This window comes from Nakamurella sp. A5-74 (assembly GCF_040438885.1).
Lineage (GTDB): Bacteria > Actinomycetota > Actinomycetes > Mycobacteriales > Nakamurellaceae > Nakamurella.
Genome location: NZ_CP159218.1, coordinates 304,436 through 331,301 on the forward strand (window position 1 = coordinate 304,436; position 26,866 = coordinate 331,301).

At 68.2% G+C, this 26,866-nt stretch carries 26 protein-coding genes; 16 read left to right on the forward strand and 10 right to left on the reverse strand.

From position 1 onward, the window contains the following. Positions 1-174 precede the first annotated feature (174 nt). From ABLG96_RS01385 to ABLG96_RS01410, 6 genes are all read left to right on the forward strand, one after another. Positions 175-1,764 (forward strand): DEAD/DEAH box helicase, encoded by a 1,590-nt coding sequence (locus ABLG96_RS01385; RefSeq protein ID WP_353649642.1) that lies wholly within the window; start codon positions 175-177, stop codon positions 1,762-1,764. A gap of 189 nt (positions 1,765-1,953) precedes the next feature. Continuing rightward, positions 1,954-2,328: a metalloregulator ArsR/SmtB family transcription factor gene (locus ABLG96_RS01390; protein WP_353649643.1), complete on the forward strand. Its 375-nt coding sequence runs from the start codon at positions 1,954-1,956 to the stop codon at positions 2,326-2,328. After that, a complete protein-coding gene (locus ABLG96_RS01395) occupies positions 2,325-2,813 on the forward strand; it encodes an SRPBCC family protein (protein ID WP_353649644.1) in 489 nt (162 codons plus the stop codon). Before ABLG96_RS01390 ends, ABLG96_RS01395 begins: the two co-directional genes overlap by 4 nt. Beyond that, complete coding sequence (locus tag ABLG96_RS01400; protein WP_353649645.1) at positions 2,810-3,391, forward strand: TIGR03086 family metal-binding protein; 582 nt, start codon at positions 2,810-2,812, stop codon at positions 3,389-3,391. Before ABLG96_RS01395 ends, ABLG96_RS01400 begins: the two co-directional genes overlap by 4 nt. A 138-nt stretch (positions 3,392-3,529) precedes the next feature. Then, positions 3,530-4,249 carry an alpha/beta hydrolase gene (locus ABLG96_RS01405; RefSeq protein WP_353649646.1) on the forward strand — a complete coding sequence of 240 codons (720 nt, stop codon included), beginning with the start codon at positions 3,530-3,532 and terminating at the stop codon, positions 4,247-4,249. Between the two features lie 116 nt (positions 4,250-4,365). After that, positions 4,366-5,850 (forward strand): MDR family MFS transporter, encoded by a 1,485-nt coding sequence (locus ABLG96_RS01410; protein WP_353649647.1) that lies wholly within the window; start codon positions 4,366-4,368, stop codon positions 5,848-5,850. Positions 5,851-5,929: 79 nt separating this feature from the next. Here the strand turns inward: ABLG96_RS01410 and ABLG96_RS01415 are convergent, their stop codons facing one another. Both ABLG96_RS01415 and ABLG96_RS01420 read right to left on the reverse strand, forming a co-directional pair. Further along, complete coding sequence (locus tag ABLG96_RS01415; protein WP_353649648.1) at positions 5,930-6,586, reverse strand: YdeI/OmpD-associated family protein; 657 nt, start codon at positions 6,584-6,586, stop codon at positions 5,930-5,932. A 142-nt stretch (positions 6,587-6,728) separates the two neighbouring features. Continuing rightward, on the reverse strand, positions 6,729-7,091 hold the full coding sequence (locus ABLG96_RS01420) for a DUF427 domain-containing protein (protein ID WP_353649649.1): 363 nt from the start codon (positions 7,089-7,091) through the stop codon (positions 6,729-6,731). 292 nt (positions 7,092-7,383) lie between these two features. Between ABLG96_RS01420 and ABLG96_RS01425 the strand changes: the two genes are divergently transcribed. The 3 genes from ABLG96_RS01425 to ABLG96_RS01435 all read left to right on the forward strand — a co-directional run bounded on the left by ABLG96_RS01425 (position 7,384) and on the right by ABLG96_RS01435 (position 9,702). After that, on the forward strand, positions 7,384-7,914 hold the full coding sequence (locus ABLG96_RS01425) for a DNA starvation/stationary phase protection protein (RefSeq protein WP_353649650.1): 531 nt from the start codon (positions 7,384-7,386) through the stop codon (positions 7,912-7,914). Between the two features lie 240 nt (positions 7,915-8,154). Then, positions 8,155-8,955: a sigma-70 family RNA polymerase sigma factor gene (locus ABLG96_RS01430; protein WP_353649651.1), complete on the forward strand. Its 801-nt coding sequence runs from the start codon at positions 8,155-8,157 to the stop codon at positions 8,953-8,955. Positions 8,956-9,081: 126 nt separating this feature from the next. Beyond that, on the forward strand, positions 9,082-9,702 hold the full coding sequence (locus ABLG96_RS01435; protein WP_353649652.1) for an L-threonylcarbamoyladenylate synthase: 621 nt from the start codon (positions 9,082-9,084) through the stop codon (positions 9,700-9,702). A 10-nt stretch (positions 9,703-9,712) separates the two neighbouring features. On the opposite strand, the gene ABLG96_RS01440 is transcribed toward ABLG96_RS01435, so the two are convergent. Together ABLG96_RS01440 and ABLG96_RS01445 are read right to left on the reverse strand one after the other, a co-directional pair. Then, complete coding sequence (locus ABLG96_RS01440; RefSeq protein ID WP_353649653.1) at positions 9,713-11,170, reverse strand: FGGY family carbohydrate kinase; 1,458 nt, start codon at positions 11,168-11,170, stop codon at positions 9,713-9,715. 71 nt (positions 11,171-11,241) lie between these two features. Next, a complete protein-coding gene (locus ABLG96_RS01445) occupies positions 11,242-12,270 on the reverse strand; it encodes a zinc-dependent alcohol dehydrogenase family protein (RefSeq protein WP_353649654.1) in 1,029 nt (342 codons plus the stop codon). 152 nt (positions 12,271-12,422) lie between these two features. Here ABLG96_RS01445 and ABLG96_RS01450 point away from each other — a divergent pair, with 152 nt between their 5' ends. From ABLG96_RS01450 to ABLG96_RS01460, 3 genes are all read left to right on the forward strand, one after another. Further along, on the forward strand, positions 12,423-13,421 hold the full coding sequence (locus ABLG96_RS01450; protein WP_353651347.1) for a LacI family DNA-binding transcriptional regulator: 999 nt from the start codon (positions 12,423-12,425) through the stop codon (positions 13,419-13,421). Continuing rightward, entirely contained in the window at positions 13,418-14,497 is a 1,080-nt protein-coding gene (locus ABLG96_RS01455; RefSeq protein ID WP_353649655.1) for an alcohol dehydrogenase catalytic domain-containing protein, read from the forward strand. The genes ABLG96_RS01450 and ABLG96_RS01455 overlap by 4 nt, the downstream gene beginning before the upstream one ends. Before the next feature lie 318 nt (positions 14,498-14,815). Beyond that, on the forward strand, positions 14,816-15,124 hold the full coding sequence (locus ABLG96_RS01460; protein ID WP_353649656.1) for a transposase: 309 nt from the start codon (positions 14,816-14,818) through the stop codon (positions 15,122-15,124). Positions 15,125-15,169: 45 nt separating this feature from the next. On the opposite strand, the gene ABLG96_RS01465 is transcribed toward ABLG96_RS01460, so the two are convergent. The 3 genes from ABLG96_RS01465 to ABLG96_RS01475 form a co-directional block, all read right to left on the reverse strand. Then, the gene (locus ABLG96_RS01465) at positions 15,170-15,787 is read right to left on the reverse strand and encodes an NAD(P)H-dependent oxidoreductase (protein WP_353649657.1); all 618 of its coding nucleotides are present in this window, start codon (positions 15,785-15,787) and stop codon (positions 15,170-15,172) included. A 172-nt stretch (positions 15,788-15,959) separates the two neighbouring features. Further along, a complete protein-coding gene (locus ABLG96_RS01470; RefSeq protein WP_353649658.1) occupies positions 15,960-17,441 on the reverse strand; it encodes an amidohydrolase family protein in 1,482 nt (493 codons plus the stop codon). A 92-nt stretch (positions 17,442-17,533) separates the two neighbouring features. Next, positions 17,534-18,859, reverse strand: coding sequence for a deoxyribodipyrimidine photo-lyase (locus tag ABLG96_RS01475; protein ID WP_353649659.1), 1,326 nt, complete (start codon positions 18,857-18,859; stop codon positions 17,534-17,536). 136 nt (positions 18,860-18,995) lie between these two features. Here ABLG96_RS01475 and ABLG96_RS01480 point away from each other — a divergent pair, with 136 nt between their 5' ends. Genes ABLG96_RS01480 through ABLG96_RS01495 form a run of 4 tightly spaced genes read left to right on the forward strand, consistent with a single transcriptional unit; the run spans position 18,996 to position 22,214 of the window. After that, positions 18,996-19,880, forward strand: a complete 885-nt coding sequence (locus ABLG96_RS01480) for a metal ABC transporter substrate-binding protein (RefSeq protein WP_353651348.1) — start codon at positions 18,996-18,998, stop codon at positions 19,878-19,880. Further along, positions 19,877-20,644, forward strand: coding sequence for a metal ABC transporter ATP-binding protein (locus ABLG96_RS01485; RefSeq protein ID WP_353649660.1), 768 nt, complete (start codon positions 19,877-19,879; stop codon positions 20,642-20,644). The genes ABLG96_RS01480 and ABLG96_RS01485 overlap by 4 nt, the downstream gene beginning before the upstream one ends. Beyond that, complete coding sequence (locus tag ABLG96_RS01490) at positions 20,641-21,513, forward strand: metal ABC transporter permease (protein ID WP_353649661.1); 873 nt, start codon at positions 20,641-20,643, stop codon at positions 21,511-21,513. The genes ABLG96_RS01485 and ABLG96_RS01490 overlap by 4 nt, the downstream gene beginning before the upstream one ends. Further along, positions 21,510-22,214, forward strand: coding sequence for a metal-dependent transcriptional regulator (locus ABLG96_RS01495; protein ID WP_353649662.1), 705 nt, complete (start codon positions 21,510-21,512; stop codon positions 22,212-22,214). The genes ABLG96_RS01490 and ABLG96_RS01495 overlap by 4 nt, the downstream gene beginning before the upstream one ends. Positions 22,215-22,422: 208 nt before the next feature. On the opposite strand, the gene ABLG96_RS01500 is transcribed toward ABLG96_RS01495, so the two are convergent. From ABLG96_RS01500 to nrdE, 3 genes are all read right to left on the reverse strand, one after another. Beyond that, complete coding sequence (locus tag ABLG96_RS01500; protein ID WP_353649663.1) at positions 22,423-23,400, reverse strand: hypothetical protein; 978 nt, start codon at positions 23,398-23,400, stop codon at positions 22,423-22,425. Positions 23,401-23,625: 225 nt separating this feature from the next. Then, positions 23,626-24,600 carry a class 1b ribonucleoside-diphosphate reductase subunit beta gene (nrdF, locus tag ABLG96_RS01505; RefSeq protein ID WP_353649664.1) on the reverse strand — a complete coding sequence of 325 codons (975 nt, stop codon included), beginning with the start codon at positions 24,598-24,600 and terminating at the stop codon, positions 23,626-23,628. Between the two features lie 125 nt (positions 24,601-24,725). Beyond that, entirely contained in the window at positions 24,726-26,831 is a 2,106-nt protein-coding gene (nrdE, locus tag ABLG96_RS01510) for a class 1b ribonucleoside-diphosphate reductase subunit alpha (RefSeq protein ID WP_353651349.1), read from the reverse strand. Positions 26,832-26,866: the final 35 nt, after the last annotated feature.

Here is a 26,866-nt window from a genome sequence, read left to right on the forward strand (position 1 = left end):
ACAGCTCTCGGACTGCCGACGTGGTGTGGGTATGCTGGTGGATGCACGTGTTCGCCCAGTTTCGCCTCGAACACATCTTTCGTGCAGTTTCTTGCGCCGCGACCATTCGGGTCGCGCCGGGCGGAACATCCACCCCGGCATCTCTGCCGCGCATCATCGGAGTCTCCGAACCACATGAGCACCACTGCGCCCTCGCGCGCCCAGACCTTCACCGAATTCGGTGTCCCCGCCGCTCTCGTCGACGTCCTGTCGGCCGACGGCATCACCATCCCCACCCCCATCCAGGCAGCCACGCTGCCCGACTCGATGGCCGGCCGCGACGTCCTCGGACGCGGCCGGACCGGCTCGGGCAAGACCTACGGCTTCCTGCTGCCGCTGCTGACCCGGCTCGCGGCCTCGAACAAGCGCCGCACGCCGAAGCGCCCGCGGGCCCTGATCCTGGCGCCGACCCGCGAGCTGGCCAGCCAGATCGCTGCCGCGATGGCGCCGCTGGCGAAGCCCCTCGGCATCACCTCGCTCACCGTGTTCGGTGGCGTCGGTCAGAACCCGCAGGTCGACGGCTTCCGTCGAGGCGTCGACGTGGTCGTCGCCTGCCCGGGTCGTCTCGAGGACCTCATCAACCAGGGGCACGTGATCCTCGATGCGATCGAGATCACCGTCCTGGACGAGGCCGACCACATGGCCGACCTCGGATTCCTGCCCGGTGTCCGTCGGATCATGGACAAGACGCCGAAGGACGGCCAGCGGATGCTGTTCTCCGCGACCCTCGACGCCGGCGTCGACGTGCTCGTCAAGCGCTTCCTGCACGATCCCGTGACGCACCACGCCGATTCCGGGCAATCGCCGATCTCGACGATGGCGCACCACGTGCTGCACGTCAGCGCTGCCGGTCACCTGCCGGTGCTGGTGGATCTGACGGCCGCCCCCGGGCGCACCGTCGTGTTCGCCCGCACCAAGCACCGTGCCAAGAAGTTCACCCGCCAGCTGATCGCCAACGGCGTGCCGGCGGTCGAGCTGCACGGCAACCTGGGCCAGAACGCCCGGACCCGCAACCTCGACGACTTCCACTCGGGTGTCGCCCGCACCCTGGTCGCCACCGACATCGCCGCTCGCGGCATCCACGTCGACGACGTCGCGCTGGTGATCCACGCTGATCCGCCGATCGAGCACAAGGCGTACACGCACCGCTCGGGTCGTACCGCGCGGGCCGGCGCCGAGGGCACCGTCATCACGCTGATGACCGACGAGCAGCAGAGCGACGTCCGCGACCTGACCCGCAAGGCCGGCATCAAGCCGACCGTCACCCGCGTCGAGCCCGGCAACGCACTGCTGCAGAAGCTGGCACCGGGGGACCGCACGTTCGTCGCCGCCACGGCGGCGGAGAAGCAGGCCGCTCAGGTCATCACCTCGCAGGTGCGGCGTGGCGACGACGGCCCGGGTCGCGGCGGCGGCGGTCGCGGAACGCGGTCGGGCGGATCGGCCCGCTCGGGCGCTCCGGCTCGTTCCGGTGGCGGTCAGCGACCGGCACGGGACGGCGAGGGTCAGACCTCAGGTGCCCGCTCCGGCGCAGGTCAGGGTGGTCGCTCACGTACCCAGGGCGGTCAGTCCCAGGGCGGTCAGTCGCAGGGCGGCGCATCGCAGGGTGGCCAGCGTTCCGGTGGCGGCCGGTCCGGCGGCTCCTCGACCGTCTACTCCAGCTCGACCGGTGGCGGCGCTGCCTCGATCTCCTCGCGTTCGAAGATCGGCTCGCGCGGCGGCCGCTGATCCGACCGGGGTCGCAGCACCCCCGCCCGTTCCGTTCGAAGTGGGTCCACCCCTGTGGTGGGCCCACTTCGTCGTCTGCCCCAGAGTCGGTGGCTCGCGCAGTACCGATTCATCTGCAACTCGTCGGTTGACAACGGCGTCCCGGGGCGGCACACTGTGTTCAACCACATGGTTGCGGAAGGGGATCTGATGGCGGACGAGCTGTCGAAGGTGTTCGCGGCACTGGCCGATCCCACCCGCCGCGACATGGTCGCCCGGCTGGCCAGGCGGGACGCGACGGTCGGCGAGCTGGCCGAGCCCTACGACGTCAGCGTCCAGGCCATCTCCAAACACCTCAAGGTGCTGGAGGAATCGGGGCTGGTGAGCCGGTCACGCGATGCCCAGCGCCGGCCCGTCCACCTGGAAGCAGAGGTGTTCGACCTGATGACGAAATGGATCGAGCGATACCGCCGGGAGGCCGAGGAACGGTTCCGCCGTCTCGACGACCTGCTGGCACGGATGGATCGCGAGGTGTCCGCACCCAGCGGCACCCGCACAGCCGACCTGGAACGAGGCGCATCATGACCGACACCGTGCAGCGTGACACCGAGATCACCGCCGTCGAGGACCTCCCGGTGATCCGGATGGTCCGCGACTTCGACGCCAGCCCCGAGCAGCTGTTGCTGGCGCACACCGATCCCGAGCTGTTCGTCCGGTGGATCGGGCCGGACTCGATCACCACCACGCTGGACAGCTGGGACTGCCGGACCGGCGGGAGCTGGGCCTACACCAGCAGGCGCGATGACCTCACCATCTCCTTCTTCGGATCGTTCCACGAGATCCGTCCCGATCGCCTGGTACAGACCTTCACCTGGGACGGCAACGCGGACCAGGTCTCGTTGGAGACCATGACATTTCAGACCATCGGCGACGGCCGCACCCGACTCGAGGCAACCAGCCTGCACGGTTCGTTCGCCGCGCGGGACGGCATGCTCAGCAGCGGGATGGACGTCGGCGTCAACGAGGGCTACCGCAAGCTCGATGCTCTGCTCGCCGGCGGGTCCCGATGACGGCCGCCGATCAGCACCGCGACATCGCCGGCCGGTTCGGGGAGCTGGTGCGTTCGGCTCCGACCGAGCTGTGGGACGCGCCCTCGCCGGTGCCCGGATGGACCGCCCGCGACGTGGTCCGTCATCCGTTGAGCTGGTTCCCGGGATTTCTGCAGGGTGGGGCCGGGATCGAACTGCCGTCGGGTCCTTCGGTGGACGACGACCCGGTCGCCGCCTGGCAGACGCACGCGGACGCGGTACAGGCGTTGCTCGCCGATCCGGAGAGCTCAGCGCGACCGTTCAGCAACCCGCACATCGGTGACCTTCCCCTCGAGGTCGCCATCGACCGGTTCTACACCGGCGACCTGTTCCTGCACACCTGGGACCTGGCCAGGGCGACCGACCAGGAACCAGCCCTCGACGAGGCCCGTTGCGCCGAGATGCTGATCGGGATGGAACAGATGGATGAGATCCTCCGCTCGAGCGGGCAGTACGGGCCACGGGTCGACGTCCCGGCAGGCGCCTCCGCCCAGGACCGGCTGATCGGATTCATCGGCCGGGATCCCGATTGGCGCCAGCAGGTGTCGACCGGATCCTGAGCCGCGCATCCCCTCCCCGCTGATCGGATGCGTCGGGTGCATCTGGTCGGCGCAAAAACGCCGAACGGGTGCTGGGAGCACGCAATCGTGCCGATCAGATGCGTCGGCTCGGATCCGGAGAGCGGACAATCCTTGACCATGGCTGATCTGCTGTTGATACCCGGCGCCGACGGACGAGCGTGGTCATGGCACCGGCTGGTCCCCGAACTGGCTGCCCGTGGACATCGGGGGATCCCGGTCGAGCTTCCTCTGGAGCCGGCCGCGACCCTGGACGACTACCGGGACGCCGCGCTGGCCGCGGTCGCCGCCGTGCCCGACCCCGGTCGGCTCACTGTCGTCGGGCAATCACTCGGCGCGTACACCGCTCCGCTGCTCGTCGACCGGCTGGCGGTGGAACGGATCGTGCTGATCAACCCGATGATCCCGGCTCCTGGCGAGACGGCAGGCGAATTCTGGGACGCAACCGGGCAGGAGCAGGCACGGGTGGCCGCCGCACTGAAGCACGGCCATCCGACGGAGTTCGACCTGTTGACCGGGTTCTTCCATGACGTTCCCGAGGACGTCACCGCGGAGGCGATGGCCTCGGGCGGGGTCGCGGAGCTGGACGGGGTGTTCGCCCAGCCCTGGCCGCTGTCGCGCTGGCCGGAGGTGCGGACGGAAGTGATCCTGGCCGAGGGTGACCGGTTCTTCCCGCTCGAGTTCCAGCGCCGGGTGATCGCCGAGCGCCTGCCCGACCCTGCGCTGCACGTCATCCCCGGCGGACACCTGGTGGCGCTGGCGGATCCGGTGACCGTTGCGGACACCCTTGACGTCATCGTCCGTTCCCCGACCGCGAGTGAGGGAGCACCGCGCGGATGACGATCGGGTGACGGGATCTCGGCCGGCTCCCTCGTCGCTCGCTCGATCAGTGGGTGGGACCGCGACGGGATCTCGGCCGGCTCCCTCGTCGCTCGCTCGATCAGCGGGTGTGATCGATGCCCCGGGGAACAAATTCACCTGGACGCGGGTTGGCACAGCGCGTGGCAGCCCCCGAGATCACCCGTGCCTCCGTCGGCCTGCGCTCCGATCGTGGGCCGATCCTCTTGTCGGTGATGTTGTCGGTCGGCCTGGTGGCGATCGACTCGACGATCCTGGCCACCGCCGTCACGGCGATCGTGCGGGACCTCGGCGGCTTCGCCCAGTTCCCCTGGCTGTTCTCGGTGTACCTGCTCGGCCAGGCGGCCGCAGTGCCGATCTACGGCAAGGTCGCCGACATCGTCGGGCGCAAGGCCGTGATGCTGTTCGGCATCGCGCTGTTCGTGATCGGCTCCATCCTGTGCGGCTTCGCCTGGAGCATGCCCGCATTGATCGCCTTCCGGGCGATCCAGGGCCTCGGGGCCGGTGCGGTTCAACCCATGGGCATGACGATCGTCGGCGACATCTACTCGCTGCAGGAACGCGCCAAGGTGCAGGGCTACGTCGCCAGCGTCTGGGCGATCGCGGCCGTGGTCGGTCCGACCCTCGGCGGTGTCTTCGCTGACCTGGCGACCTGGCGCTGGATATTCTTCATCAATGTGCCACTGGGGGTGGCAGCGGCGTGGATGCTGACCCGGAAATTCGACGAGAAGGTGGTGCGCACCAAGCATTCCATCGACTACGCAGGCTCGATCCTGGTCGCTGTCGGCAGCGCACTGGTGATCCTCGGTCTGCTCGAGGGTGGCGTGCTGTGGGAGTGGAACTCGTGGCAGAGCATCGCAGTGCTGGGTGGCGGCGTGCTGCTGCTGCTGGCGGTGATCCCGGTCGAGCGCCGCGCCGCCGAGCCGGTGATCCCCGGCTGGATCTTCCGCAGCCGCCTGCTCAACGGGGCCAATCTGGTGAGCCTGCTCGTCGGTGCGTTGCTGATCGGGCTGACCTCCTACATCCCGCTCTTCGGTGAGGGCGTGCTGGGCACCTCAGCGCTGGTCGCCGGCCTGGCGCTGGCGGCGATGACGATCGGCTGGCCCATCGCGGCCTCCAACGCGGGACGGGTGTACCTGGCCATCGGGTTCCGCAACTGCTCGCTGATCGGCAGCGGTATCGCGCTGGTCGGCGCCCTCAGCCTGCTGTTCCTGGGTGCCGGCAGCAGCATCTGGACGGTGGCCGGCGGAAGCTTCGTGGTCGGGCTCGGGCTGGGTTTCGTCGCTGCCCCCACGCTGATCTCCGCGCAGTCATCGGTCGGGTGGACCGAACGCGGAGTCGTCACCGGAATGAACATGTTCGCCCGGTCGATCGGCAGTGCGGTCGGGGTGGCCATCTTCGGTGCGGTGGTGAACGCCTCGCTCGGTGTCCGGGTCGGCAGCCAGGCGGTGTCACCGGACTCGGTCGAGCCCGGCCGCCTGGCCGATGCCCTGCACCCTGTCTTCATCGGCGCCACCATCGCCGCCGTGCTGCTGATCGCCTGCGTGGCGATCCTGCCGCGGGGCAGGGCCGACGTCAGCTGAGAGCCGGCGGTCGCCGAGATCTCTTCCCGCGGGCACTCTCGTCGGCGGGCGGGACGGATCTCGTTTCGCACGGTCGCGATCAGCGAGCCGGTAGCCCCAGCTGCTCCCGAGCCCTGCGCGCCCATGCAGGTTCTGCGCCGTAGCGCTGGGACTTGATCAGCAGCCCGGCGGCGCAATCGGCGACGAGCGACGTCATCCGGGACTCGCGGGTCTTGGGCTGCTTGGCCGTCATCACCCAGGAGGTGGCGAGCCTGCGGTAGGACGGTGCTGCCAGCGCCCAGAACGCCGATGCCTGCGCGTGATCGGTGAGTTGACGGGCCAGCACCGGTTCGAACTCCGCCGCCTCTCGCTCGTAGGAGTAGACCGCGTCCTTGGCGCGGTCGCGGGCCTCGAAGATGGCCAGCCCGGCCGGCGTCATCCGACCCTCGCGCTGCAAGCGCTCCATCAGCGCGATGTTGATGGCGCTCCAGTTCGACGTCTTCTTGCGGGGAGTGAAGCGCTGGCGACGACGGATCTCGTCGACGCCCTCGGCTCGGGAATCGATCCAGCCGAAGCACAGGGACTCCTCGACCGCCTGCTCCCAGGTCAGCCCGCGATCCTGCGATCCCTTGCGGCGCAACTCGACCCACAATTCGGCGGATGCGTCGTGGTTCTCCTGCAACCAAGCACGGAAGGACGCTGGCCCGTCGAAGAACACAGCCGGCTTGTCTGCCGAACCGCCCGGGACTCCCGTCATGAGGGACATCGTCGCACTCGGGTCCGACACCCCGGGTGGACACGGGTCTCCCCAGCCCGAGAGCGCTCATCAGCCACGTCGGTGCTCGTGTCTGTCAGAGCCCGCGTCTGTCGGTGCTCGTGTCTGTCTGGTCCGGGACCAGTCAGTTCTCTTCGGAGTCGAGCGCGACGTGCTGTGGGTAGAAGGCGACGTGGTCGGCGATCGGGGCGACCGCGGGATGTGGCTCCCGGTACGACCACACGGCATCAGGGATCGTGACGTCACCATCGACGAGGTCGTAGTAGGAAGCGTCACCCTTGTACGGGCAGTGCGTGCTGGTGTCCGACGGCCGCAGCGAGGCCGGGTCGACGTCCGCCAGCGGTACGTACTGCACGGCGGGGTAGGTGCTCTCCTGCAGGGTGAGCGCCGCCGTCGTGTCGGCGATCTGTCGATCACCGATCCGCACCCGGATGCGGTGGGGATTGGCAGTCACGGTGATCGGGTGATCGTGGCCTGGAACCTTCATGGCTCTCCTGAGGATGGGTCGCGGCCGGCGGGGTGGACCGGTCGTCCTTCCTGACCAACAACGATCGGACTGGCGATGTTCCGCAGACGTCCGGCGAGCCCCGGCTTGGGCCATTGTCGTTGCAGCGCAACGGGTATACCGGTAGATGGGGTGAGGTGAGGTAAGCCTGCGTTTGCTGGTGCGACCGCGGAGGGGCTGGTAGAGATGTACCCGAGGGGTTGGATACGAGCCGAATGCTGGGCCGCATCGCCCCGGATCCGAACCGATGACGATTGCTTCCAAGGAGTGTTCGATGAGCGAGACCCTGACCCAGACCACCGCCGCCCACAACTCGCACCCGGCCTACAAGGCCTCCGAGAAGGTCGCAGCGCACCTGCAGCAGCTGAGTGTCGACCTCATCGACCTGCACCTGCAGGGCAAGCAAGCGCACTGGAACGTCGTCGGCAAGAACTTCCGTGACCTGCACCTGCAGCTCGACGAGATGATCGACGCCGCTCGGGGGTTCTCCGACGACGTCGCCGAGCGGATGCGCGCCGTCTACGTGGTGCCGGACGGTCGCGCCGCCACGGTGGCAGCGCAGACCAGCTTGGCCGCGTTCCCGGCCACCGAGGTGGACACCGCCACCACGGTCGATCTCGCCGTTGCTGCGCTGTACGCCGTCGCCGGCACCGCGCGGAAGATCCACGACGATGTCGACGCCGAAGACCCGAGCACTGCCGACCTGCTGCACGCGATCCTGCTGCGGCTCGAGCAGCTCGCCTGGATGATCGACGCGGAGAACCGGGTCGCCGGACGCAGCACCCCGGTCGCCATCCAGGGCTGATCCGCCTCGTTCCCTGCGACCCCGCACCCGTCGACGGTGCGGGGTCGCAGTGTGTCCGCACCTCGCGGAGCTCCTGATCGGTCCGGTGCGTTGATCTGGCGGGCGACCGCGCCGCGAGGCGGCGCCCCGGGCGACTCCACGCTCAGATTCCCGGGAGGGGTGTAGGCCGGGATCCGCTGGGTACTGGATGACCACGGTTCAGGTGCGAGCCGCGTCATTGCCTTGAGAAGGTAGCCGGCCATGACCGTGCTTGATCTTGTTCCCTCCTCCGTCGACACCCGTTCGACGGATTCTTCCGCCCACCTGCTGGACGAGCTGGTCGAAGCGCGCACCAGCGGCTGCGAGCACCGCATCGCCAGAGCAGAGAGTGCGCTCGTCCTCGAGTTCATCGGAGTCGCCACTCGGATCGCCCGACGCCAGCGTGGGCGTGGTGTCGAGGTCGAAGACCTCGTGCAGGTCGCCAGGGTCGGGCTCGTGAAGGCCGTCCGCCGCTGGCAGCCCCAACCGTCCGGTGGATTTCTCCAGTACGCCGGTCCGATGATGCTCGGGGAGGTCCAGCGGCACATCCGGGACCGATCGGCCCCGATCCGGCTTCCCCGGCGGGTGCACGAACTGCGTCCGACGATCATGGATGCCCGTCTCGCGCTCGAACGGAGCGGGCGGACCAGCACGGTGGGCGCCATCGCACAGGCCGCCGGTGTCGGGGTGAGCGATGTGCTCGAGGATGCGATGTCGCACGGCCGTTCGCATCCGCAGTCGCTGCAGGTGATCCAGAACGTCGACGATCGTGCCGATCTGCTGTGCGTCCGAGCTGAGAACGACCGGACGTCCGCCGAGGACCGGTGGGCGCTGCGCGCCGCGATCAACGGGCTGAGCGATCGGGAGCGTCAACTGCTGGCGTTGCGGTTCTTCGAGGATCTCAGTCAGCAGGAGATCGGTGATCGCATCGGACTGAGCCAGATGCAGATCTCCCGACTGCTGCGAGCCACCTTCGCCAAGCTCCGACGGTTGCTGCTGGAAGGTGCCGGTTCCCAGTCCTGACGGGTCGCCGGCGGCTGAGCACAGGAGTTCTCCCGATCGTCGCTGGACGGCGATCACGACGGGAGCTGTCGGCGTCACTCGGACACGACCGGGGCCCCATCGTCGACAGCGGCATAAGCTGCGCGGATGGCCAGGTATCTCGACGTGCACCCGGTGAACCCGCAGTCCCGGTCGATCAAGCAGGCCGTCGCCGTGATCCTCGACGGTGGGCTGATCGCCTACCCCACCGATTCCGGATACGCCCTCGGTGCCCAGCTCGGGAACAGCGAGGCCAAGGACCGGATCGTCCGCATCCGGCAACTCGACGAGAAGCACCACTTCACGTTGATGTGCAAGGACTTCGCCCAGCTCGGGCAGTTCGTGCACCTGGACAATGCGGTGTTCCGGGCGGTCCGGGCCGCCACCCCCGGGCAGTACACCTTCATCCTCCCGGCCACCGCCGAGGTCCCCAAGAAGATGCTGCACCCGAAGAAGCGAACGGTCGGCGCCCGCATCCCCGACCACCCTGTCGTGTGTGCGCTGCTGGAGGAACTGGGCGAACCGATGCTCACCTCCACCTTGTTGCTGCCGGGTCAGGCGGAGCCGCCCACCAGCGGCTGGGAGGTCAAGGAGGAACTCGACCACCAGGTCGACCTGGTCATCGACTGCGGTGAGGTCGGCACCGAACCGACCACGGTCATCGACTTCTCGGAAGGATTCCCGGAGATCGTGCGCCGCGGAGCGGGAGATCCCACGCCCTTCGAATGACGGGGTCTGCTCAGTGCGCAGCGCCGAGTCGGTCCAGGATGTCCGATCGCCGGTCCCGCCGCTCCCGGTACCAGTGGTGCGCTGCATCGACGGGTTCGGCGACCCGCTGCAGCGCCGGCTGCAGCAGCTCGAGCAGCTCGCTCTCGTCGCACACGCCGCCGGCCGGAGCCGCCGTCGCGGCTGCTCCGACGCCTGAGGCGCCGGCCACCTCGAGGGCGTCCAGACCGACGCCGAGAACGTCGGCCAGCAGCTGACGCCAGGCAGGGACAACGGTGCCGCCGCCGGCCAACCGGACCACGTCGGGTGTCGGCCCCGGGAGTGCATCCAGGGCATCGGCAATCGAGCCGGCCACGCCCTCCAGAGCGCAGCGCAGCAGGGTCGCTGTGTCGTGGCGCGCGGTCAGGCCGATCCAACTGCCGGTCAACAGCGGATCGAGCAGCGGCGTGCGTTCACCACCCAGGTAGGGCAGGAACAACGGATCGTCCTGATGGGGCTCGTCGCCGGCCGCCGCATACAGCTGCTCCCACGACACCTGATGGGTCCGGCGCACCCAGTCGAGCGCAAGCCCTCCGTTCAGGGTGGCGGCCATGGCGTACCAACTGTCCTGCAGGGCGCCGCGGTAGAGATGTGTCACCGGATGCAGGGGCAGGGCGCTCGGCCGCGGGGCGGTGACCGCGGTGATGGTCTGGGTGCCACTGCCGATGGTCAGCTGCACGATCCCCGGGGTCGTCAGACCGGAACCCAGTGCGGCAGCGGCAGTATCGGCGGTTCCAGCTGCCACCGGGGTACCGGCCGGGATGCCCAGTTCGGCGGCGGCCGCGGAGATCAGTGTTCCGGCAAGAGTGGTCGAGGACGGCAGCATCTCCGGGAGCAAGCTCTCCGGGACACCCAGCGCGGCAACCACTTCCGTCGACCAGGACCCGGTGTCGAGCTCCTGCAGCAGGGTGGCGGAGGCGTCGCCGGGTTCTGCGGCGAACTCGCCGGTCAGTCGCGACCGCAGCCAGTCCTTGGGTTGCAGCGCACGATGGGCCGCGGCGAGCGTCGCCGTTTCGTGGCGGGCCAGCCAGCCCAGGAGTGGTCCGGCCATGCCGGGGCTCAACGGATTCCCCAGACCTCGGAGCACCTCGTCCGGCAGGTCCCGGTAGACGTCCAGCAGGTCGACGGCCCTGGTGTCGGACCAGAGCATGGCCGGCCGCACTGCTCGACCGTGGCGATCGGAGAGCACAACGCCGTGCATCTGGCCGGAGAAGCCGATCGCGGCCGGCGCGGGGTGTCCCGCGGCCAGCACCTGTCGGGTGGCCTCGACGGTGGCCGCCCACCACAGCTGCGGATCTGTCTCGGACCACCCCGGCCGGGGGCGATCCACCGGGTACTCGCGGGTTGCCGAGGTCAGGACCCGCAGGGTCTCGTCGGTGAGGACGACCTTGACCGAGCTCGTCCCGAGGTCGATGCCCAGAAGTGTGCGCATGCGCTGATCGTGCACCACGGCGACGGTCGCCGATGCAGTCGATCTGCTGCCGTGCGGCGGGGTCGAGAGGGTCACTTGCTGCTGATGATCACCTTGTGGGCCGTGGGATCCGACCGCAGGGCTTCCAGGGCAGAGCCGTAGTCGTCGAGACCGAACCGATGGGTGATCAGACCGTCGGTGCGGACCCGTCCCGCCCGCAGGGCGTCGATCGTGGCGCCGAAGGACGTCATCTCGGCGAAGGACCCCTTGATGGTGATCTCCCGACGGAACACGTCGTACGGGCTGAAGTGCACCAGGTCGTCGTACCCCGTGACGCCGTAGACGAGCACCGTGCCCCCGTTGCGGGTGAGGGGCACGCAGATGTCGCCGACCGCGGTGGCGCCGGTCGCCTCCACGACGATGTCGTACCCGTCGCCCCGTGGGGACGCGGCCGTGAGCGCGGCGATGTTGCCGGCCGGGTCGTCGCGGGTGATCTGCACGGTGGCGCTCGCTCCGAGCGCGGTCGCCGCCGCCAGCTTGAAGGCGCTCGGACCGGCAACCGTGACGGACGACGCGCCACCCGAGCCGATGAGTTGGGCGAGGAGCTGGCCGGTCGGGCCGGCGCCGATGACCAGCGCGCTGCTGCCGGGGCGGACATCCAGGGTCTCCAGGCCGTGCATCGCGCAGGCAGCAGGCTCGGTGAACACGGCGGTGTCGGGATCGAGACCCTCGACCGAGAACACCTGACGGGCATCGACGCAGGCGTACTCCGCGAAGAATCCCGGCAGGTTGGCGCCCAGACCGCCGGCGCTCCCGCACAGGATCGTTCGTCCGGACAGGCAGTACTGGCACCGGCCGCACGGGATGTTCGGGTTGACCGTCACCTGCTCGCCGAGCGTCAGGTCGCCGACCTGATCACCCAGTGCTGCAACGGTTCCCACCGTCTCATGTCCGGTGGTGAGCGGGAAGACAGCACCGAACCCGCCCTCGTGCAGGTGCAGGTCGGTCCCGCAGACGCCGGTCCGGTCGATCTCGATGAGGACGTCGGACGGCCCGACGTCCGGTACCGGGATGTCGGTGACGCTGAACTCGCGTGGACCGGTGTACAGGACGGCCTTCATGGGGGGCGCCTTCCAGGAGCGGGGGTTGCCGGGCGCAGTATCTGCCCTCGTCCCCCGACAGTAGAGGACCGCACGGCCGTATGTCACCGGTGACAAGTGGCGAATGTGTCACCGGTGACAGAAACTGCGCTACCGTCGTGGTCGTGCCCACCATGCGCGACGTCGCGGCTCTGGCCGGGGTCAGCGGGAAGACCGTGTCCCGGGTGATCAACGACGAGGCGTACGTGTCGGACGACGTCCGGGCCAGGGTGCTGGAAGCGGTTGCCGCCCTGGGTTACATCCCGAACATGGTGTCGCAGGCGTTCCGCAGTGGTCGCGACCGGGCGATCGGCATCGTGGTTCCGGACCTGTCCGACCCGTTCTTCGCCGCCGTGGTGCAGGCGGCCGCCGGCGCCGCGGCCGACGCCGGGTTGGCCGTGCTTGTCAGCACGGCAGGCGACGATCCTGCTCGGGAGCAGCAGGTGGTCGAATCGTTGATCCGGCGGCGACTGAGCGGCTTGCTACTCGCTTCGGTCGCCGACGACCACCGGTACCTGCGCGCTTCCATCGACGAGATGCCGGTCGTGTTCGTCGATCGCCCTGCCTGTTCGCTCACCGCAGACAGCGTGATGGAGGACGACCGCGGCGGCGCCGTCGCCGCGACCGGTTTGTTGATCGATCACGGACATCGCCGGATCGCCGCCGTCGGTGCGGACCGCACCGTGCCCACCATCGAGCGTCGGTGGGCCGGGTACCAGGTCGCGCTGGAGAACGCCGGCGTCCCGGTGGATGCGGACCTTCTGCATCTGACCTCCAGGCCTGCGGACACGCTGCCGGGCTTCCTGGACGCCGTCCTCGACGGGGTCGACCCGATCACCGCGGTGTTCGTGCTGGACTCGGCCACCGCGATGCACGTGGTGGCCCAGTTGCACCAACGACGACGCACCGACCTCGCCGTCGTCAGCTTCGGAGATTTCCCGATGGCTGCGCTGCTGCAGCCGTCGGTGACCGCCGTCGATCAGGCCCCGGACACCCTGGGGCGCACCGCGACAGAGCGACTGCTGGTGCGCCTGGACCGACCGCGAGCGCGCCTGCGGCGTGCAGTGGTCCTCCCCGTGACGCTGATCGAACGCCAGAGCACCGTTCCACCTGCGACCAGGAGACTCCGATGACAGTCACGCCGAGCATCCCGTCCGAATCTGCGCTGCCCGATTCCGTCCGTCAGGTGGTGGTCCGTGAGCCCGATGTGGTGACGATCGAGGTCGTGCCGACGCCCGTCCCCGCAGCCGGGGAGGCGCTGGTGCGGCTCGTCGCTGTCGGCATCTGCGGATCGGACGTGCACGCTGCCCACGGTCGGCACCCGTTCGTCCCGCTGCCGTATCACCCCGGTCACGAGATCCTGGGCGTGGTGGTGGGTTTCGGAGCGGACGTCGCTGCCGAAGTCGCCGCCGATGTTCCGGTCGGTACCCGGGTGGTGATCGAACCCATCCACGCCTGCGGTGCGTGCAAGTACTGCCTGGACGGCCGGTACAACCTGTGCGCCACCATGCGGTTCTTCGGCTGCGGAACGCCGGTCGGTGGCATGTCGGACCTGTTCGTGATCCGGGCCGATCGGCTGGTCCCGGTGCCGGAGGAGCTCGAGGACCTGCAGGCGGTACTGGTGGAGCCGTTGTCGACTCCGGTGCACGCGGTCAGCCTGGCCGGTCCCGATCTCACCGGCAAGAGCGTCGCGATCCTGGGAGCCGGGACCATCGGGTTGTTGACGCTGGCAGCTGCCCGCCGCGCCGGCGCCGCTCGGACCGCGGTGACCGACGTGCTGCCGGCCAAGCGCGAGCTCGCGCGACAACTGGGGGCGGACGCCGTCTTCGATTCCGTCGATCCGACCGTCGTGCAGCAGATCCGGGAGTTCCTGGGGACCAGCGCGGATGTGGTCTTCGACTGCGTCGCCGTGCAGGCGACGGTCGACCAGGCGATCGGGATGGCACTGAAGGGCGGCACCGTGGTGATCGTCGGAGTGCCTGCCGCGCCGGTGACGGTGGCCCTTCCGGAGATCCAGGACCTCCAGGTGCGGATCCAGGGCAGCGCGACGTTCACCCGGGCGGACTTCGCGACCTCGATCGAGATACTGGCATCCGGGGCGGTCCGCCACGAGGACATCGTGACAGCGCGCTACCCGCTGGGCGAGGCCGCAGCGGCATTTGCCGAGGCCTCCAGTGGGCGTCAGGTGAAGGTCGTCCTGCTGCCCTGAGGGTTGCGCAACCTTTCGGTCCCATCGTTGGTGGATCGGGCCGGAGTCGAGGGCGCCGCGAACGACCGACTGTGCGATCCTGTTGTCGGACAACAGATGTTCGTAGTCCCCGTAACGGGGGTCAGACAGCTCGGCGTAACTCCACCGGCTGGTGACCGACGTCCGGTCGGGCCGCTATGCTCACGGAGCGAAAGCACATGAACCCCTTTCGAAGGAACGTATTGCCCTGGGGTATCGTGCGGCCGTAGCTTTCCGACAGCCGGTCCCGTCCGGCCGGTAGCCGTCCGTTTCGCGGACACCCCAGGGAAGGAAGCGGTCGTGGCCAACAGGAAGTACACCGAAGACCAACGGAGCGAGGCGATCAGACTCGTCTCCGCCGAGGGACACAGCGCCGCCAGCGTCGGTCGGGAGTTCAGCGTCAGCGTGGGAACCGTCCATCGGTGGGTCAGCGATGCGATGGCCCTGCGACGGACCTCGCCGGCGAACCTCGACGCCACCGAGGCGGACGTTGCCGCGCACGAGCAGCAGGATCTGGAATCACAACTCCGCGGTGTGATCCGCCGGATCGGACAGCTGGAGACGCAGTTCGAACAGCTGGTCCAGCGCCGCAGCACTCAGGAGAACTGAACCGAACAGAACCCGCCCGCTCGCCCACCGCGGCGGACGGGACGATCAGCCGACCGGCGGGTAGGGGTGATCGCGCAGCACCCGGGCCAGGTGGGCGGTGTTGGTCGCCACCAATTTCGTGGCCGCCGCTGTCTCCTCCGGGGTCTCGTCGAGATCCTGGTAGTCGGTCTTGTGCATCGCGGCGCCGTTCCAGTACGTGACGGCCTGCGCGGGCAGGGTGAACCCGACGTCGTCGAGTGCCTGGAACACATCCGCGGACACATGGTGCGCACCGTCCTCGTTGCCGACCACCGCGAGCGCGGCGACCCGCGGATACACCTGGGGTCGGCCCTCGTCGTCGAGCTCGGACAGCTCGGCGTCCAATCGTTCCAGCACCCGCATACAGACGCTGCTGTGCTGGCCCATCCAGGTCGGCGTCGCGATGACCAGGATGTCCGATGCCAGGATCGCGGTCCGGATCGCCGGCCACTCGTCGCCGTCGCCCATGTCGGTCTCGACCCCCGGCTTCACGTCGTGATCCAGGACCCGGATGACGCGACCGGTGACGCCGTGCGGGGCCATCGCTGCGAGCAGCTGGGTGCCCAGCAACTCCGAGCTGGATCGGGCGGGGGAGGCCTTGAGCGAGCAGACCAGGACGAGGGCAGTGAGATCGGGATCAGCCATGCCGGTTCCGGTACCCCGCTGAGCCGTGCCGAATCGTTGCCGCCGGCGCGGAGCTGCTGACGGACCACCTCGTGGTGCTCGTCGTCGACAACAGCCATGCCCTGCTGATGGATGCAGACCCGGTTGATCGGCTGGTCGTCGGTCGCGGCTGAAGGCGCACTCAGACCCGCCCTCAGCGCGGCTCGCCGCGCAGTCCGCGACCTGGGTAGGCGGTGGGGTCGAGTTCCCCGTCGCGGACCACGAAGGTCCCGGCCACCAGGAGCTGCCGGACGCCGACGGACGGCCGCACCGGATCGAGATAGGTTGCAGTGTCGGTGATCTGCTCCGGGTCCAGCACCACGATGTCTGCATCGGCGCCGACAGCGAGGCGGCCCTTCCGGGTGGCAGCGGAGGTGGTGGCGTCCAGCACCCTGGCCGGCAGGAACGAGCAGCGCCGGAACGCCTCGACCCAGTTCCACGCCCCGGTCTCCCGGACCATCTGACGCAGGCTGCGGAGATACGTCCCTGCGGTACGCGGGTGCGTCGAACCACCGGCCGGCAGTGGCCAGAGCCGGCTGTCCCAACTGCCGTCCGCGAAGGTCACCGGCATCGCATCACTGGCGACGATCGAGTCGGGGAACGCCAGGGCACGGTGCAGCAGGGCAGCATCGGCAGGGTCGTCCTCGTCCAGGTACTGCACGATGCACGGTGCTCCCGGATCGATCCGCCGCAGTTCCGTCAGCCGGGCCTCGTCCGCGACGCGCTCCCCGGACGCGAGCATCACGATGTTGCCCGGGGTGAGGCCCCAGACGGAAAGCCGGTCGGGGGCCAGGAAGAAGGCGCCGATACCGGTGCTCCCGGCGCCGTAGGGGTAGGCCTCCACCGTCACCCGACTTCCTGCGGAGCGACTGCGGTCCAGCGTCGCGAGCACCCGGTCGACGTGGCGGCGTGAGGTGGAGTTGACGTGGCAGTGGTGCATGGCGGCGCCGGTCTCCTCGGCGGCCCGCACGATCTCCTCGGACCCGTCGATCGGTGTCGACGGATCGGCTTCCACGAGCTCCCGCACGTGGGTGTAGACCGGGACGCCGGCATCCGCGGCGAGCTGTGCCACCGCCAGGAACTCGGCGGGGTCGGAGCGGGGTGCGTACCCCATCAGTACGCCGATCCCGAGTGCGCCGTCGGCGATCTCGCCCCGCAGCAGGGTCAACCACGCGTCCAGCTCACGGGGCGTCGAGCTGCGTTGCCAGCCGGGATCACCCAGCACATGAAGGCTGGTGCGGATGTCGGCATCGGGGTCGACGCCGAGCAGGACCTGGGCGCGGGCACCACCCCAGGACGCCGAGAACCCGTAGTGCAGCGGTCGACCCTGGGCCGCCGCGTCGGCGTAGGCCCGTTCGACGGGCATCAGACCGGCTTCCAGGTCGAGTGCTGTGGTCACCCCGTCCATCGCTTGGAGCCGTTGCCCTGCAACGGAATGCACATGACTGTGCAGGTCGACGAACCCGGGGCCGACGACGTGTCCGCGGGCGTCGACGACGACGGCGCCGTCCGGCGCCGGGAGATCCGGGCCCACGTCGGTGATCGTGTCGCCGGTGACGAGCACATCGGCGGTCCCGTCGGTGCGCGCCTCCGGGTCGATCACCCGGCCACCACGCAACAGCACCTGTGTCGTCATCCTTCGACGGTAGATGGTGCGGGCGTCGTCGTCTTCGTAGAGACCTACGAATTCGCCCGCCCCGTCAGGGCGACGGCTACGAGCCGGGGTGGTCAGCGTCGTGCGGCGGCGTATCGCGCCAACGACTCCTCGCGTTCGGCGCCGAGATCCAGCAGGCGCTCGGGATAGCCCTGCGCGTAACCGTCGTCCTGGGTCCATGGTTCGTGGGCGGCGCGCCCGGAGAGATGCCGCAGCTCCGGGACGTATCGCCTGACGTAGTCGCCCTGCGGGTCGAACTTCAGACCTTGGGTGAGGGGGTTGAAGATCCGGAAGTAGGGCGAGGCATCGGTGCCGGTCCCGGCGACCCACTGCCAGCCGTGGTTGTTGGAGGCCAGGTCGCCGTCCCGCAGGTGGTCCAGGAAGTGCCGGGCACCGTGTGGCCACCAGACGTGCAGGTGCTTGACCAGAAAGCTCGCGGTGATCATCCGGACCCGGTTGTGCATCCAGCCCTCGGCGAGCAGTTGACGCATGCCGGCATCGACCATCGGAAATCCGGTGCGGCCCTGCTGCCACGCCTCGAACTTCTCGTCCGGATCGTCGTACTTCATCGGTAGGTCGTTGAGATCACCCCAGGCCGAGTCGGGTCGGTTCCAGAGCACGTCGGCGTAGAACTCCCGCCAGCACAGCTCGGTGGTGAACCGCTCGACCCCGTCACCGCGCGTGCCCTTCATGGCGTCCAGCAGCGTGCGGGGGTGGATCTCGCCGTACTTGAGGTGCTCGGACAGTCGGCTGGTGCGGTCGCGATCGGGGCGGTCCCGCTGGTCGTCGTACTCGCCGAGGTCGGACTCCCGGAAGTCGTTCCAACGGTCCAGGGCTGCCTGTTCACCGGCACGCTCGTCCGGTGCTGTGTCCGGGAGGGCGTCACCGTCGATGCGACGCACCCACCGCAGGCCGGTGGGCCGTCCGGCCGGGGAATGCCAGCCGCGGTCGCGCCAGGCACGGGAGAACGGGGTGAACACCTTGAACGGCGTGCCGTCACCCTTGACGATCCGTCCTGGGCCCACGGCATAGGGCGTGCCGGTCGTCAACAGTTCGATGTCGGTGCTCTGCAGTGCTTTCCGAACCGCATCGTCCCGACGCCGGCCATAGGGGAACGGCTCGCCGGTGATGTGGACCGCAGACGTACCGAGTTCCTGTGCCACCGCAGGAACCACCTCTTCGGCCTTGCCTCGCCGGATCACCAGGGCGCCGTCGGTGGCTTCGTGCAGTGCGCGCACCGACGCCAGCAGTCGGTTGCGGCGGGTGTCGCCCGCGGTCCGCAGCAACGTGTCGTCGAGCACGAACAGCGGCAGGACCGCTCCGTCTGCCGCCGCCGCTACCAGCGCGGGATGGTCGGACAGGCGCAGATCGCGCCGGAACCACAGGATCGAATCAGCCACAGGATGACGGTATCCGTGCCCGACCGGGTGAAACAGGAACCGAATCTTTCGGCAGACCGAAATCAGCTGCTATGTTTTCGGTGTGCCGAATTTTCGTCGTGGGGTCGTGTCGGGCACCGCGCTGCTGCTGGTGCTCGTGCTCTCCGGCTGCGCGGCGTTCACCCATGCCTCCGCACGCCGCACGAGCGCCGACGGCAAGCCGATCGTGTTGACCACGTTCACCGTGCTGCAGGACATCGCGCAGAACATCGCCGGCGACCACCTGACGGTCGAGTCGCTCACCAAGTACGGCGCGGAGATCCACGGCTACGAGCCGACACCGAGCGATCTCGTGCGGGCCGGCGGTGCCGCGCTGATCCTGGACAACGGGCTGAACCTGGAGCGCTGGTTCTCCCGGTTCGTCCGCGACATCGACGTCCCCCACGCCGTGGTCAGCGACGGAATCACTCCCATCGCGATCGCCGAGGACGCCTACGTCGGCAAGCCCAACCCGCATGCCTGGATGTCGCCGGTCAACGCGCAGATCTACGTCCGCAACATCGTGCGGGCGTTCTCCGAGCTGGACCCGGCGCACGCCGCCGACTATGCGGCCAACGGGGCACGGTACAACTCCGAGCTGGTCTCGCTGACCGAGCAGTTGCGCGCCGAGGTGCGGGGGCTGCCGGTTCCGCAACGGGTACTGGTGAGTTGCGAGGGGGCGTTCTCCTATCTGGCCAGGGATGTCGGCCTGAGCGAGAAGTACTTGTGGCCGGTCAATGCCGACAGCCAGGGCACCCCGCAGCAGATCGCCGGGGCGATCGAGTTCGTAGAGAAGAACGACGTTCCTGCCGTGTTCTGCGAGTCCACCGTGTCGGCGAAGCCGATGGAGCAGGTGGTCAGCGCCACCGGCGCCCGGTTCGGGGGGACACTCTACGTCGACTCGCTGTCCGAGGCCGACGGACTCGTCCCGACCTATCTCGACCTGCTGCGTCACGACGCGGCCACCATCGTCAGCGGTCTCACCGGAAGGACGCTCACATGAATCAGCCTGCACCCGCGGTCGAGGTCACCGACCTGACCGTCACCTACGGGGAAACCGTTGCGCTGCAGTCGGCATCGTTGAGCCTCGAACGCGGGACGGTGTGCGGCCTGGTCGGCATGAACGGGTCCGGCAAGTCGACCCTGATCAAGTCGATCATCGGCATGGTGACCCCACGCAGCGGCAGTGTGCGGATCCTGGGCCGGGCACCGCTGGCCGCCCGCAAGGAAGGTGCCGTCGCCTATGTGCCGCAATCGGAGGACGTCGACTGGACGTTCCCGTTGTCGGTGCGGGACGTCGTGATGATGGGTCGCTACGGGCACCAGGGCATCACCCGGCGTCCGAGAGCGATGGACCGGCAACGGGTGCAGGAGGCGCTGGAGCGGGTCGAGCTCTCGGACCTCGCGCACCGTCCGATCGGCGCCCTGTCCGGGGGGCAGAAGAAGCGGGCCTTCGTGGCGCGCGGTCTGGCGCAGGGAGCCAGCGTGCTGCTGCTGGACGAGCCGTTCGCCGGCGTCGACAAGAAGTCGGAGGCGACGATCGTGTCGCTGCTGCGCGAGCTGACAGCCGGTGGCGCAACGGTTCTGGTGGCCACCCACGATCTGCATGCGTTGGGTCAACTGTGTGACGAGGCGGTGCTGCTGCACCGCAGGATCCTGCTGCACGACACCCCGGAGGTCATTCTGCGACCGGAGAACCTGGCGCTCGCGTTCGGGGTCGATCCGCTGGCCGGTGCCGGCCGTCGCCAGCTGGGCGAGGCGTCATGATCGACGCGATCCTGCAGCCGCTGCAGTACGGGTTCATGGCCCGCGCGGTGATCGTCGCCGTGATCGCGGCGCTGGTGTGCGGTGTGCTGAGCTGCTGGTTGGTGCTGATCGGCTGGTCGTTGATGGGCGACGCCGTGTCGCACGCGGTGCTGCCCGGTGTCGTGCTCGCCTACATCACCGGCGCTCCGTTCGCGGTGGGCGCGTTGGTGTTCGGGGTGCTGGCGGTGGTGCTGATCGGGGTGGTCCGGGGGACAACGGAGGTGAAGGAGGACGCCACCATCGGCGTCGTGTTCACGTCATTGTTCGCGCTCGGCATCGTGCTGGTGTCCGTGACGCCCAGTCAGATCGATCTCGGCCACATCCTGTTCGGCAACCTGCTCGGCGTCGGGATCCCGGATCTGTGGCAGGTGCTCATCGTCGGTGGTCTGACGCTGACGGTGCTGGTCGCGAAACGACGCGACCTGACGCTGTACGCCTTCGACAAGACGCATGCGCACGCCATCGGGATCTCGCCGCAACGCATCGGTGCGCTGCTGCTCGGTCTGCTGGCGCTGACGGTGGTGGTCGCACTCCAGTCGGTCGGCGTCGTGTTGGTGGTGGCGCTGCTGATCACGCCGGGTGCCACGGCTTTCCTGCTGACCCGCAGCTTCTTCTCGATGCTCTGGCTGTCGCCGTTGATCTCCGTCATCTGTGCATTTGCCGGGGTGTACATCAGCTACTACCTCGACTCATCGCCCGGCGGTACCGTGGTGCTGGCCATGGGTGCGATGTTCACGCTTGCCTACCTGTTCGGGCCGCGGGGACTGATCCGGCGCAGGTCGCGGGGCGCACGCATCGAAGCATCACTGATCCCGACGGGGGACAGATGAGCAGTGCAGAAGGCGCTCCGAGCGCTGGTCTGGGAGCGGAACGGCGCACGGCCGATGCCGCCCGCGCTGCCGACGACTACCTGAAATCCATCTACTCGCACACCGAATGGCAGACCGAGCCGATCACCCCGTCGCAGTTGGCCGGCACGCTGGGGGTGGCTCCGTCCACCGTCACGGAAATGGTGAAGAAGTTGGCCGCCAGGGACCTGGTGGTCCACGAGCCCTACCGCGCGGTCCGGTTGACGGCTGCCGGTGCGCGGCACGCGCTGCAGGTACTGCGACGTCATCGATTGATCGAGACCTGGTTGGTGCGCGAGATGGGCTACGGCTGGGAGGAGGTGCACGACGAGGCCGAGGTGCTCGAACACGCCATCTCCGACCGGCTGCTCGATGCCATCGACGAACGCCTGGGACACCCGCACGTCGACCCGCACGGAGATGCGATCCCGGACGCCGACGGCGCGATCCGGCAGGCGGCCACCCGACCGTTGTTGGAATGCGAGAGCGGCTACACCGGGGAGGTGATCCGGGTCAGCGACCGAGATCCGGAACTGCTCCGCGCGCTGCGGGACGTCGGGATCGGTCCCGGGACGCGGCTGCGGGTGGACCTGATCGGTCCGCCTGCCGTGGCCGTGACCTGCGACGGCAAGCCCTACCTGATCACCCGTGAAGCGGCCGGAGTGGTCTGGCTGTCCGCCTGACCGCCGCGCGCGGGACCTGCGGACGAGCACTCTCGGATCAGGCACTGGCCGGGTGCGCGCTGGCGGAGGCAGCGGTGTCGATCGCACGGGGTCTGCTCACAGAAGTGGTCTCCAGTGAGCGTTCGCGGGCTCCTGGAACGCTTTCTCGTTCACCCGCGACCGATTCTGTGAGTGATCGGTCCGCCGCCGGTCGAACACCGAGGACCCATCAGGGCATGCTCACGCCGCAGAGGGTGTTGAGCAGCAACGGATACGCCGACCTGGCTGTGTCGAGTTGTACCTGGCGGCCGTCGCCGAAGTGCACAACCGGGCCCTGCAACGAGTGGTTGGTGTCTGAGCTGACCGTGGTGACGGATCCGTCGTCGCCGCGCAGCGCCACGACGAAGGCATAGCCGAACGGGACTCCTCCCGAGAGCATCGATGGTTGCACCGGCAGGTCGTCGAGCACGGAGATCAGCTTGTTCCGGTCGGTCCGGCTGAGCGTCACGGTCTTGGGCTGCCGGGGCTCCCAGCCGTCGGGCACCGTGCCCGACGGCGTGACGCGAACAGTTGCACTGACGACCCGGTCCGCATCGATCCGGTTCGCACCGTTGCGATCCGGGATGGGCGCGCCGGCCGCGACCACGCTGACGAGCGTCCCCTGCGCTCCGGTGCCGATCAGCAGCGACAGGCTCACCGCGGTGGTTGCGTCCCTGTCGGCGGGCGTGGAGGTGAAGGCGAGGCTCCACCGCTGGACGGGACCGTCCTTCGATCCGCTGAAGCCGATGATCTGCACCCGGCTGCGGAACCACCTGACGACGTCGAGCACGTCATCGGCGGTGCTCCAGCTCGTGGTGAGGGTGAAGAATCCCTCGACCTGCGCGGTGCCGAGCGCCGGTGATCTCGATCCCGCTTCCCATGGCACCGCTCCCGGGTAGACCGGCACCTGCGACGTCCAGTGCTCGAACGCCTCGTCGGCCCGCGACTTCGGCGTGCTGCGGGACGGGACCGGACTGGAGGATGTGCGCGCCGGCGTGCTCGTGGTGAGCGTCGCGATCGAGGTGGTCGCGACAGGTGCGCTCTCGGCACTCGGAGAGGCGGCGGCGACCCCATTGCTCTGGGGAGGAGGCGCCGTGCCGCATCCGGCCAGCGCCACAACGGTGGCCGCGCTCATCACGATCAGGCGAACAGCCGCGCGAGGCATCATGTCGAACTTCCCACCGTCCGGGCCGGCCACCGACCGGAGATGGCCGACGATCCGTCCGGAAGACGGTGACGGGCCTGCAATCGGTTGCCCGACCGGGGTCATCGCCCCTACAGGGGTCTCGACTCCTTCGTCAGGTCGCCTGTCCTGAGCGACGAAGGAGTCGAAGGGACCACCGGATCGGGCCGTGGTCGAGCAGGTGGGGCGGTGCTGTCGTGGTGCTCGGGCTCAGAAGTCCCAGTCGTCGTCCTCGGTGACGACGGCCTTGCCGATCACGTACGAGCTGCCGGAGCCGGAGAAGAAGTCGTGGTTCTCGTCGGCGTTGGGCGACAGCGCCGACAGGATCGCGGGGTTGACCTGCACAGCATCCTTGGGGAACAGACCCTCGTAGCCGAGGTTCATCAGCGCCTTGTTGGCGTTGTACCGCAGGAACGCCTTGACGTCCTCGGTGAGACCCATCGGATCGTAGAGATCCTCGGTGTACTGCTCCTCGTTCTCGTAGAGCTCGAAGAGCAGCTCGAAGGTGTAGTCCTTGAGCTCCTGTCGGCGCTCAGGACTGCTGCGCTCCAACGACTTCTGGAACTTGTAGCCGATGTAATAGCCGTGGACGGCCTCGTCCCGGATGATCAGTCGGATCAGGTCAGCGGTGTTGGTGAGCTTCGCGCGGCTCGACCAGTACATCGGCATGTAGAAGCCCGAGTAGAACAGGAACGACTCCAACATGGTGGAGGCGACCTTGCGCTTCAGCGGGTCGTCACCGCGGTAGTACTCCGAGACGATCGCGGCCTTGCGCTGCAGGTTCTCGTTCTCCTCCGACCAGCGGAAGGCCTCGTCGATCTCGCCGGTGGAGATCAGCGTCGAGAAGATCGAGGAGTACGACTTCGCGTGCACCGACTCCATGAACGCGATGTTGGTGTAGACCGCTTCCTCGTGCGGGGTGAGCGCATCGGGGATCAGGCTGACGGCGCCGACAGTGCCCTGCAGGGTGTCGAGCAGCGTCAGGCCGGCGAAGACCCGGGTGGTCGCCTGCTGCTCGTGCGGCTTGAGGGTGTGCCACGACTGGATGTCGTTGGACAGCGGCACCTTCTCCGGCAGCCAGAAGTTGCCGGTGAGGCGGTCCCAGACCTCGAGGTCCTTGTCGTCCTGGAGACGATTCCAGTTGATCGCAGACACGCTGCTGGCCAGGGCGAGCTTCTCGGACATGGGACGGAACTCCTTGCGGTGAACGGGATGAGACGGAAGAGCTCAATGGCGGTGCAGACGGAGCCGGGGGCCCGGAGCGACCGGTGCGCGGGCACCGATCGACCGGGATCACGACCTGCTTGCGGTCACAACATGCAGGAGACGCAGCCCTCGACCTCGGTGCCTTCCAGCGCCATCTGGCGGAGCCGGATGTAGTACAGCGTCTTGATGCCTTTGCGCCACGCGTAGATCTGCGCCTTGTTGAGGTCGCGGGTGGTCACGGTGTCCTTGAAGAACAGCGTCAGCGACAGGCCCTGGTCGACGTGCTGGGTGGCCGCCGCGTAGGTGTCGATGATCTTCTCGTAGCCGATCTCGTACGCGTCCTCGTAGAACTCGGCGTTGTCGTTCGTCATGTAGGGGGCCGGGTAGTAGACGCGCCCGAGCTTGCCCTCCTTGCGGATCTCGATCTTCGACGCCACCGGGTGGATGGAGCTGGTGGAGTTGTTGATGTAGGAGATCGAGCCGGTCGGCGGAACGGCCTGCAGGTTCTGGTTGTAGATGCCGTGCTCCTGGACCGACGCCTTGAGCGCAACCCAGTCCTCACGCGTCGGGATCTGCACGCCGGCCTCGGCGAACAGCTGCTGGATGCGGTCGGTCTCCGGCGCCCAGTCCCGGTCGGTGTACTTGTCGAAGAACTCGCCGGTCGCGTACTGCGAGTCGTCGAAGCCCTTGAAGCGCTGTGCTCTCTCGATCGACAGCTGATTGCTGGCCTTCAGCGCGTGGAACAGCACGGTGCAGAAGTAGATGTTGGTGAAGTCGATGCCCTCGGTGGAGCCGTAGTGGATCCGCTCCCGGGCGAGATAGCCGTGCAGGTTCATCTGGCCCAGACCGATGGCGTGCGAGTCGTTGTTGCCCTGCTCGATCGAGGGCACCGACCAGATGTGGGTCTGGTCGGAGACCGCGGTGAGCGCGCGGATCGCGGTGTCGATGGTCCGGCCGAAATCGGGCGAGTCCATCGTCCTGGCGATGTTGAGCGAGCCGAGGTTGCAGGAGATGTCCTTGCCGACGTGCGAGTACGAGAGGTCCTCGTTGAACGTGGAGGCGGTGGAGACCTGGAGGATCTCGCTGCACAGGTTCGAGTGGGTGATCTTGCCGGCGATCGGGTTGGCCCGGTTCACCGTGTCCTCGAACATGACGTACGGGTAGCCGGACTCGAACTGGATCTCGGCCAACGTCTGGAAGAACAAGCGCGCCTTGATCTTCTTCTTGTGGATGGACTTGTTGTCGACCATCTCGTGGTACTTCTCCGAGACGTTGATCTCGGCGAACGGCACCCCGTAGACGCGCTCGACGTCGTACGGCGAGAACAGGTACATGTCCTCGTTCTTCTTGGCCAGCTCGAAGGTGATGTCGGGGATGACGACGCCCAGCGACAAGGTCTTGATGCGGATCTTCTCGTCCGCGTTCTCCCGCTTGGTGTCCAGGAATCGCATGATGTCGGGGTGATGTGCGTGCAGGTACACCGCGCCGGCGCCCTGCCGAGCCCCGAGCTGGTTGGCGTAGGAGAAGGAGTCCTCCAGCAATTTCATCACCGGGATGACGCCGGAGCTCTGGTTCTCGATCTTCTTGATCGGCGCGCCGTGCTCGCGGATGTTCGACAGCAGCAGCGCGACGCCGCCGCCGCGCTTGGACAGCTGGAGAGCGGAGTTGATGCCGCGGGCGATCGACTCCATGTTGTCCTCGATGCGCAGCAGGAAGCAGGAGACGGCCTCGCCGCGCTGCTTCTTACCCGAGTTGAGGAACGTCGGGGTGGCCGGCTGGAACCGGCCGGAGATGATCTCGTCGACCAGGGTGGTGGCGAACGCCTCGTCGCCGGCCGCGAGGGTGAGCGCTACGACGCAGACCCGATCCTCGAACCGCTCCAGGTACCGCTTCCCGTCGAACGTCTTGAGCGTGTACGAGGTGTAGTACTTGAACGCGCCCAGGAAGGTCTCGAAGCGGAACTTCTTGCCGTACGCGTGATCGAAGAGCTGCTGGACGAACTGGGGCGAGTACTGGTCCAGGACCTCGGTCTCGTAGTACCCGTGCTCGACCAGGTACTCCAGCTTCTCCTTGAGGTTGTGGAAGAAGACGGTGTTCTGGTTGACATGCTGCAGGAAGTACTCCCGCGCCGCCTCCCTGTCCTTGTCGAACTGGATGCTGCCGTCGGGCCCGTAGAGGTTCAGCATCGCGTTCAGCGAGTGGTAGTCCATGGCGGCCGGCACCACGGTTTCGGTCTCGTCGCCGA

What these genes read in the sequence shown, in the direction of transcription:
- ABLG96_RS01390 (WP_353649643.1), top strand. Translation starts at nt 1,954, where the DNA reads ATGGCGGACGAGCTGTCGAAGGTGTTCGCGGCACTGGCCGATCCCACC.
- ABLG96_RS01425 (WP_353649650.1), top strand. Translation starts at nt 7,384, where the DNA reads ATGAGCGAGACCCTGACCCAGACCACCGCCGCCCACAACTCGCACCCG.
- ABLG96_RS01435 (WP_353649652.1), top strand. Translation starts at nt 9,082, where the DNA reads ATGGCCAGGTATCTCGACGTGCACCCGGTGAACCCGCAGTCCCGGTCG.
- ABLG96_RS01490 (WP_353649661.1), top strand. Translation starts at nt 20,641, where the DNA reads ATGATCGACGCGATCCTGCAGCCGCTGCAGTACGGGTTCATGGCCCGC.
- ABLG96_RS01445 (WP_353649654.1), bottom strand. Translation starts at nt 12,270, where the DNA reads ATGAAGGCCGTCCTGTACACCGGTCCACGCGAGTTCAGCGTCACCGAC.
- ABLG96_RS01395 (WP_353649644.1), top strand. Translation starts at nt 2,325, where the DNA reads ATGACCGACACCGTGCAGCGTGACACCGAGATCACCGCCGTCGAGGAC.
- ABLG96_RS01400 (WP_353649645.1), top strand. Translation starts at nt 2,810, where the DNA reads ATGACGGCCGCCGATCAGCACCGCGACATCGCCGGCCGGTTCGGGGAG.
- nrdE (WP_353651349.1), bottom strand. Translation starts at nt 26,831, where the DNA reads ATGGACTACCACTCGCTGAACGCGATGCTGAACCTCTACGGGCCCGAC.
- ABLG96_RS01410 (WP_353649647.1), top strand. Translation starts at nt 4,366, where the DNA reads ATGCCCCGGGGAACAAATTCACCTGGACGCGGGTTGGCACAGCGCGTG.
- nrdF (WP_353649664.1), bottom strand. Translation starts at nt 24,600, where the DNA reads ATGTCCGAGAAGCTCGCCCTGGCCAGCAGCGTGTCTGCGATCAACTGG.
- ABLG96_RS01405 (WP_353649646.1), top strand. Translation starts at nt 3,530, where the DNA reads ATGGCTGATCTGCTGTTGATACCCGGCGCCGACGGACGAGCGTGGTCA.
- ABLG96_RS01485 (WP_353649660.1), top strand. Translation starts at nt 19,877, where the DNA reads ATGAATCAGCCTGCACCCGCGGTCGAGGTCACCGACCTGACCGTCACC.
- ABLG96_RS01450 (WP_353651347.1), top strand. Translation starts at nt 12,423, where the DNA reads ATGCGCGACGTCGCGGCTCTGGCCGGGGTCAGCGGGAAGACCGTGTCC.
- ABLG96_RS01385 (WP_353649642.1), top strand. Translation starts at nt 175, where the DNA reads ATGAGCACCACTGCGCCCTCGCGCGCCCAGACCTTCACCGAATTCGGT.
- ABLG96_RS01495 (WP_353649662.1), top strand. Translation starts at nt 21,510, where the DNA reads ATGAGCAGTGCAGAAGGCGCTCCGAGCGCTGGTCTGGGAGCGGAACGG.
- ABLG96_RS01500 (WP_353649663.1), bottom strand. Translation starts at nt 23,400, where the DNA reads ATGATGCCTCGCGCGGCTGTTCGCCTGATCGTGATGAGCGCGGCCACC.
- ABLG96_RS01440 (WP_353649653.1), bottom strand. Translation starts at nt 11,170, where the DNA reads ATGCGCACACTTCTGGGCATCGACCTCGGGACGAGCTCGGTCAAGGTC.
- ABLG96_RS01415 (WP_353649648.1), bottom strand. Translation starts at nt 6,586, where the DNA reads ATGACGGGAGTCCCGGGCGGTTCGGCAGACAAGCCGGCTGTGTTCTTC.
- ABLG96_RS01420 (WP_353649649.1), bottom strand. Translation starts at nt 7,091, where the DNA reads ATGAAGGTTCCAGGCCACGATCACCCGATCACCGTGACTGCCAATCCC.
- ABLG96_RS01430 (WP_353649651.1), top strand. Translation starts at nt 8,155, where the DNA reads ATGACCGTGCTTGATCTTGTTCCCTCCTCCGTCGACACCCGTTCGACG.
- ABLG96_RS01465 (WP_353649657.1), bottom strand. Translation starts at nt 15,787, where the DNA reads ATGGCTGATCCCGATCTCACTGCCCTCGTCCTGGTCTGCTCGCTCAAG.
- ABLG96_RS01470 (WP_353649658.1), bottom strand. Translation starts at nt 17,441, where the DNA reads ATGACGACACAGGTGCTGTTGCGTGGTGGCCGGGTGATCGACCCGGAG.
- ABLG96_RS01455 (WP_353649655.1), top strand. Translation starts at nt 13,418, where the DNA reads ATGACAGTCACGCCGAGCATCCCGTCCGAATCTGCGCTGCCCGATTCC.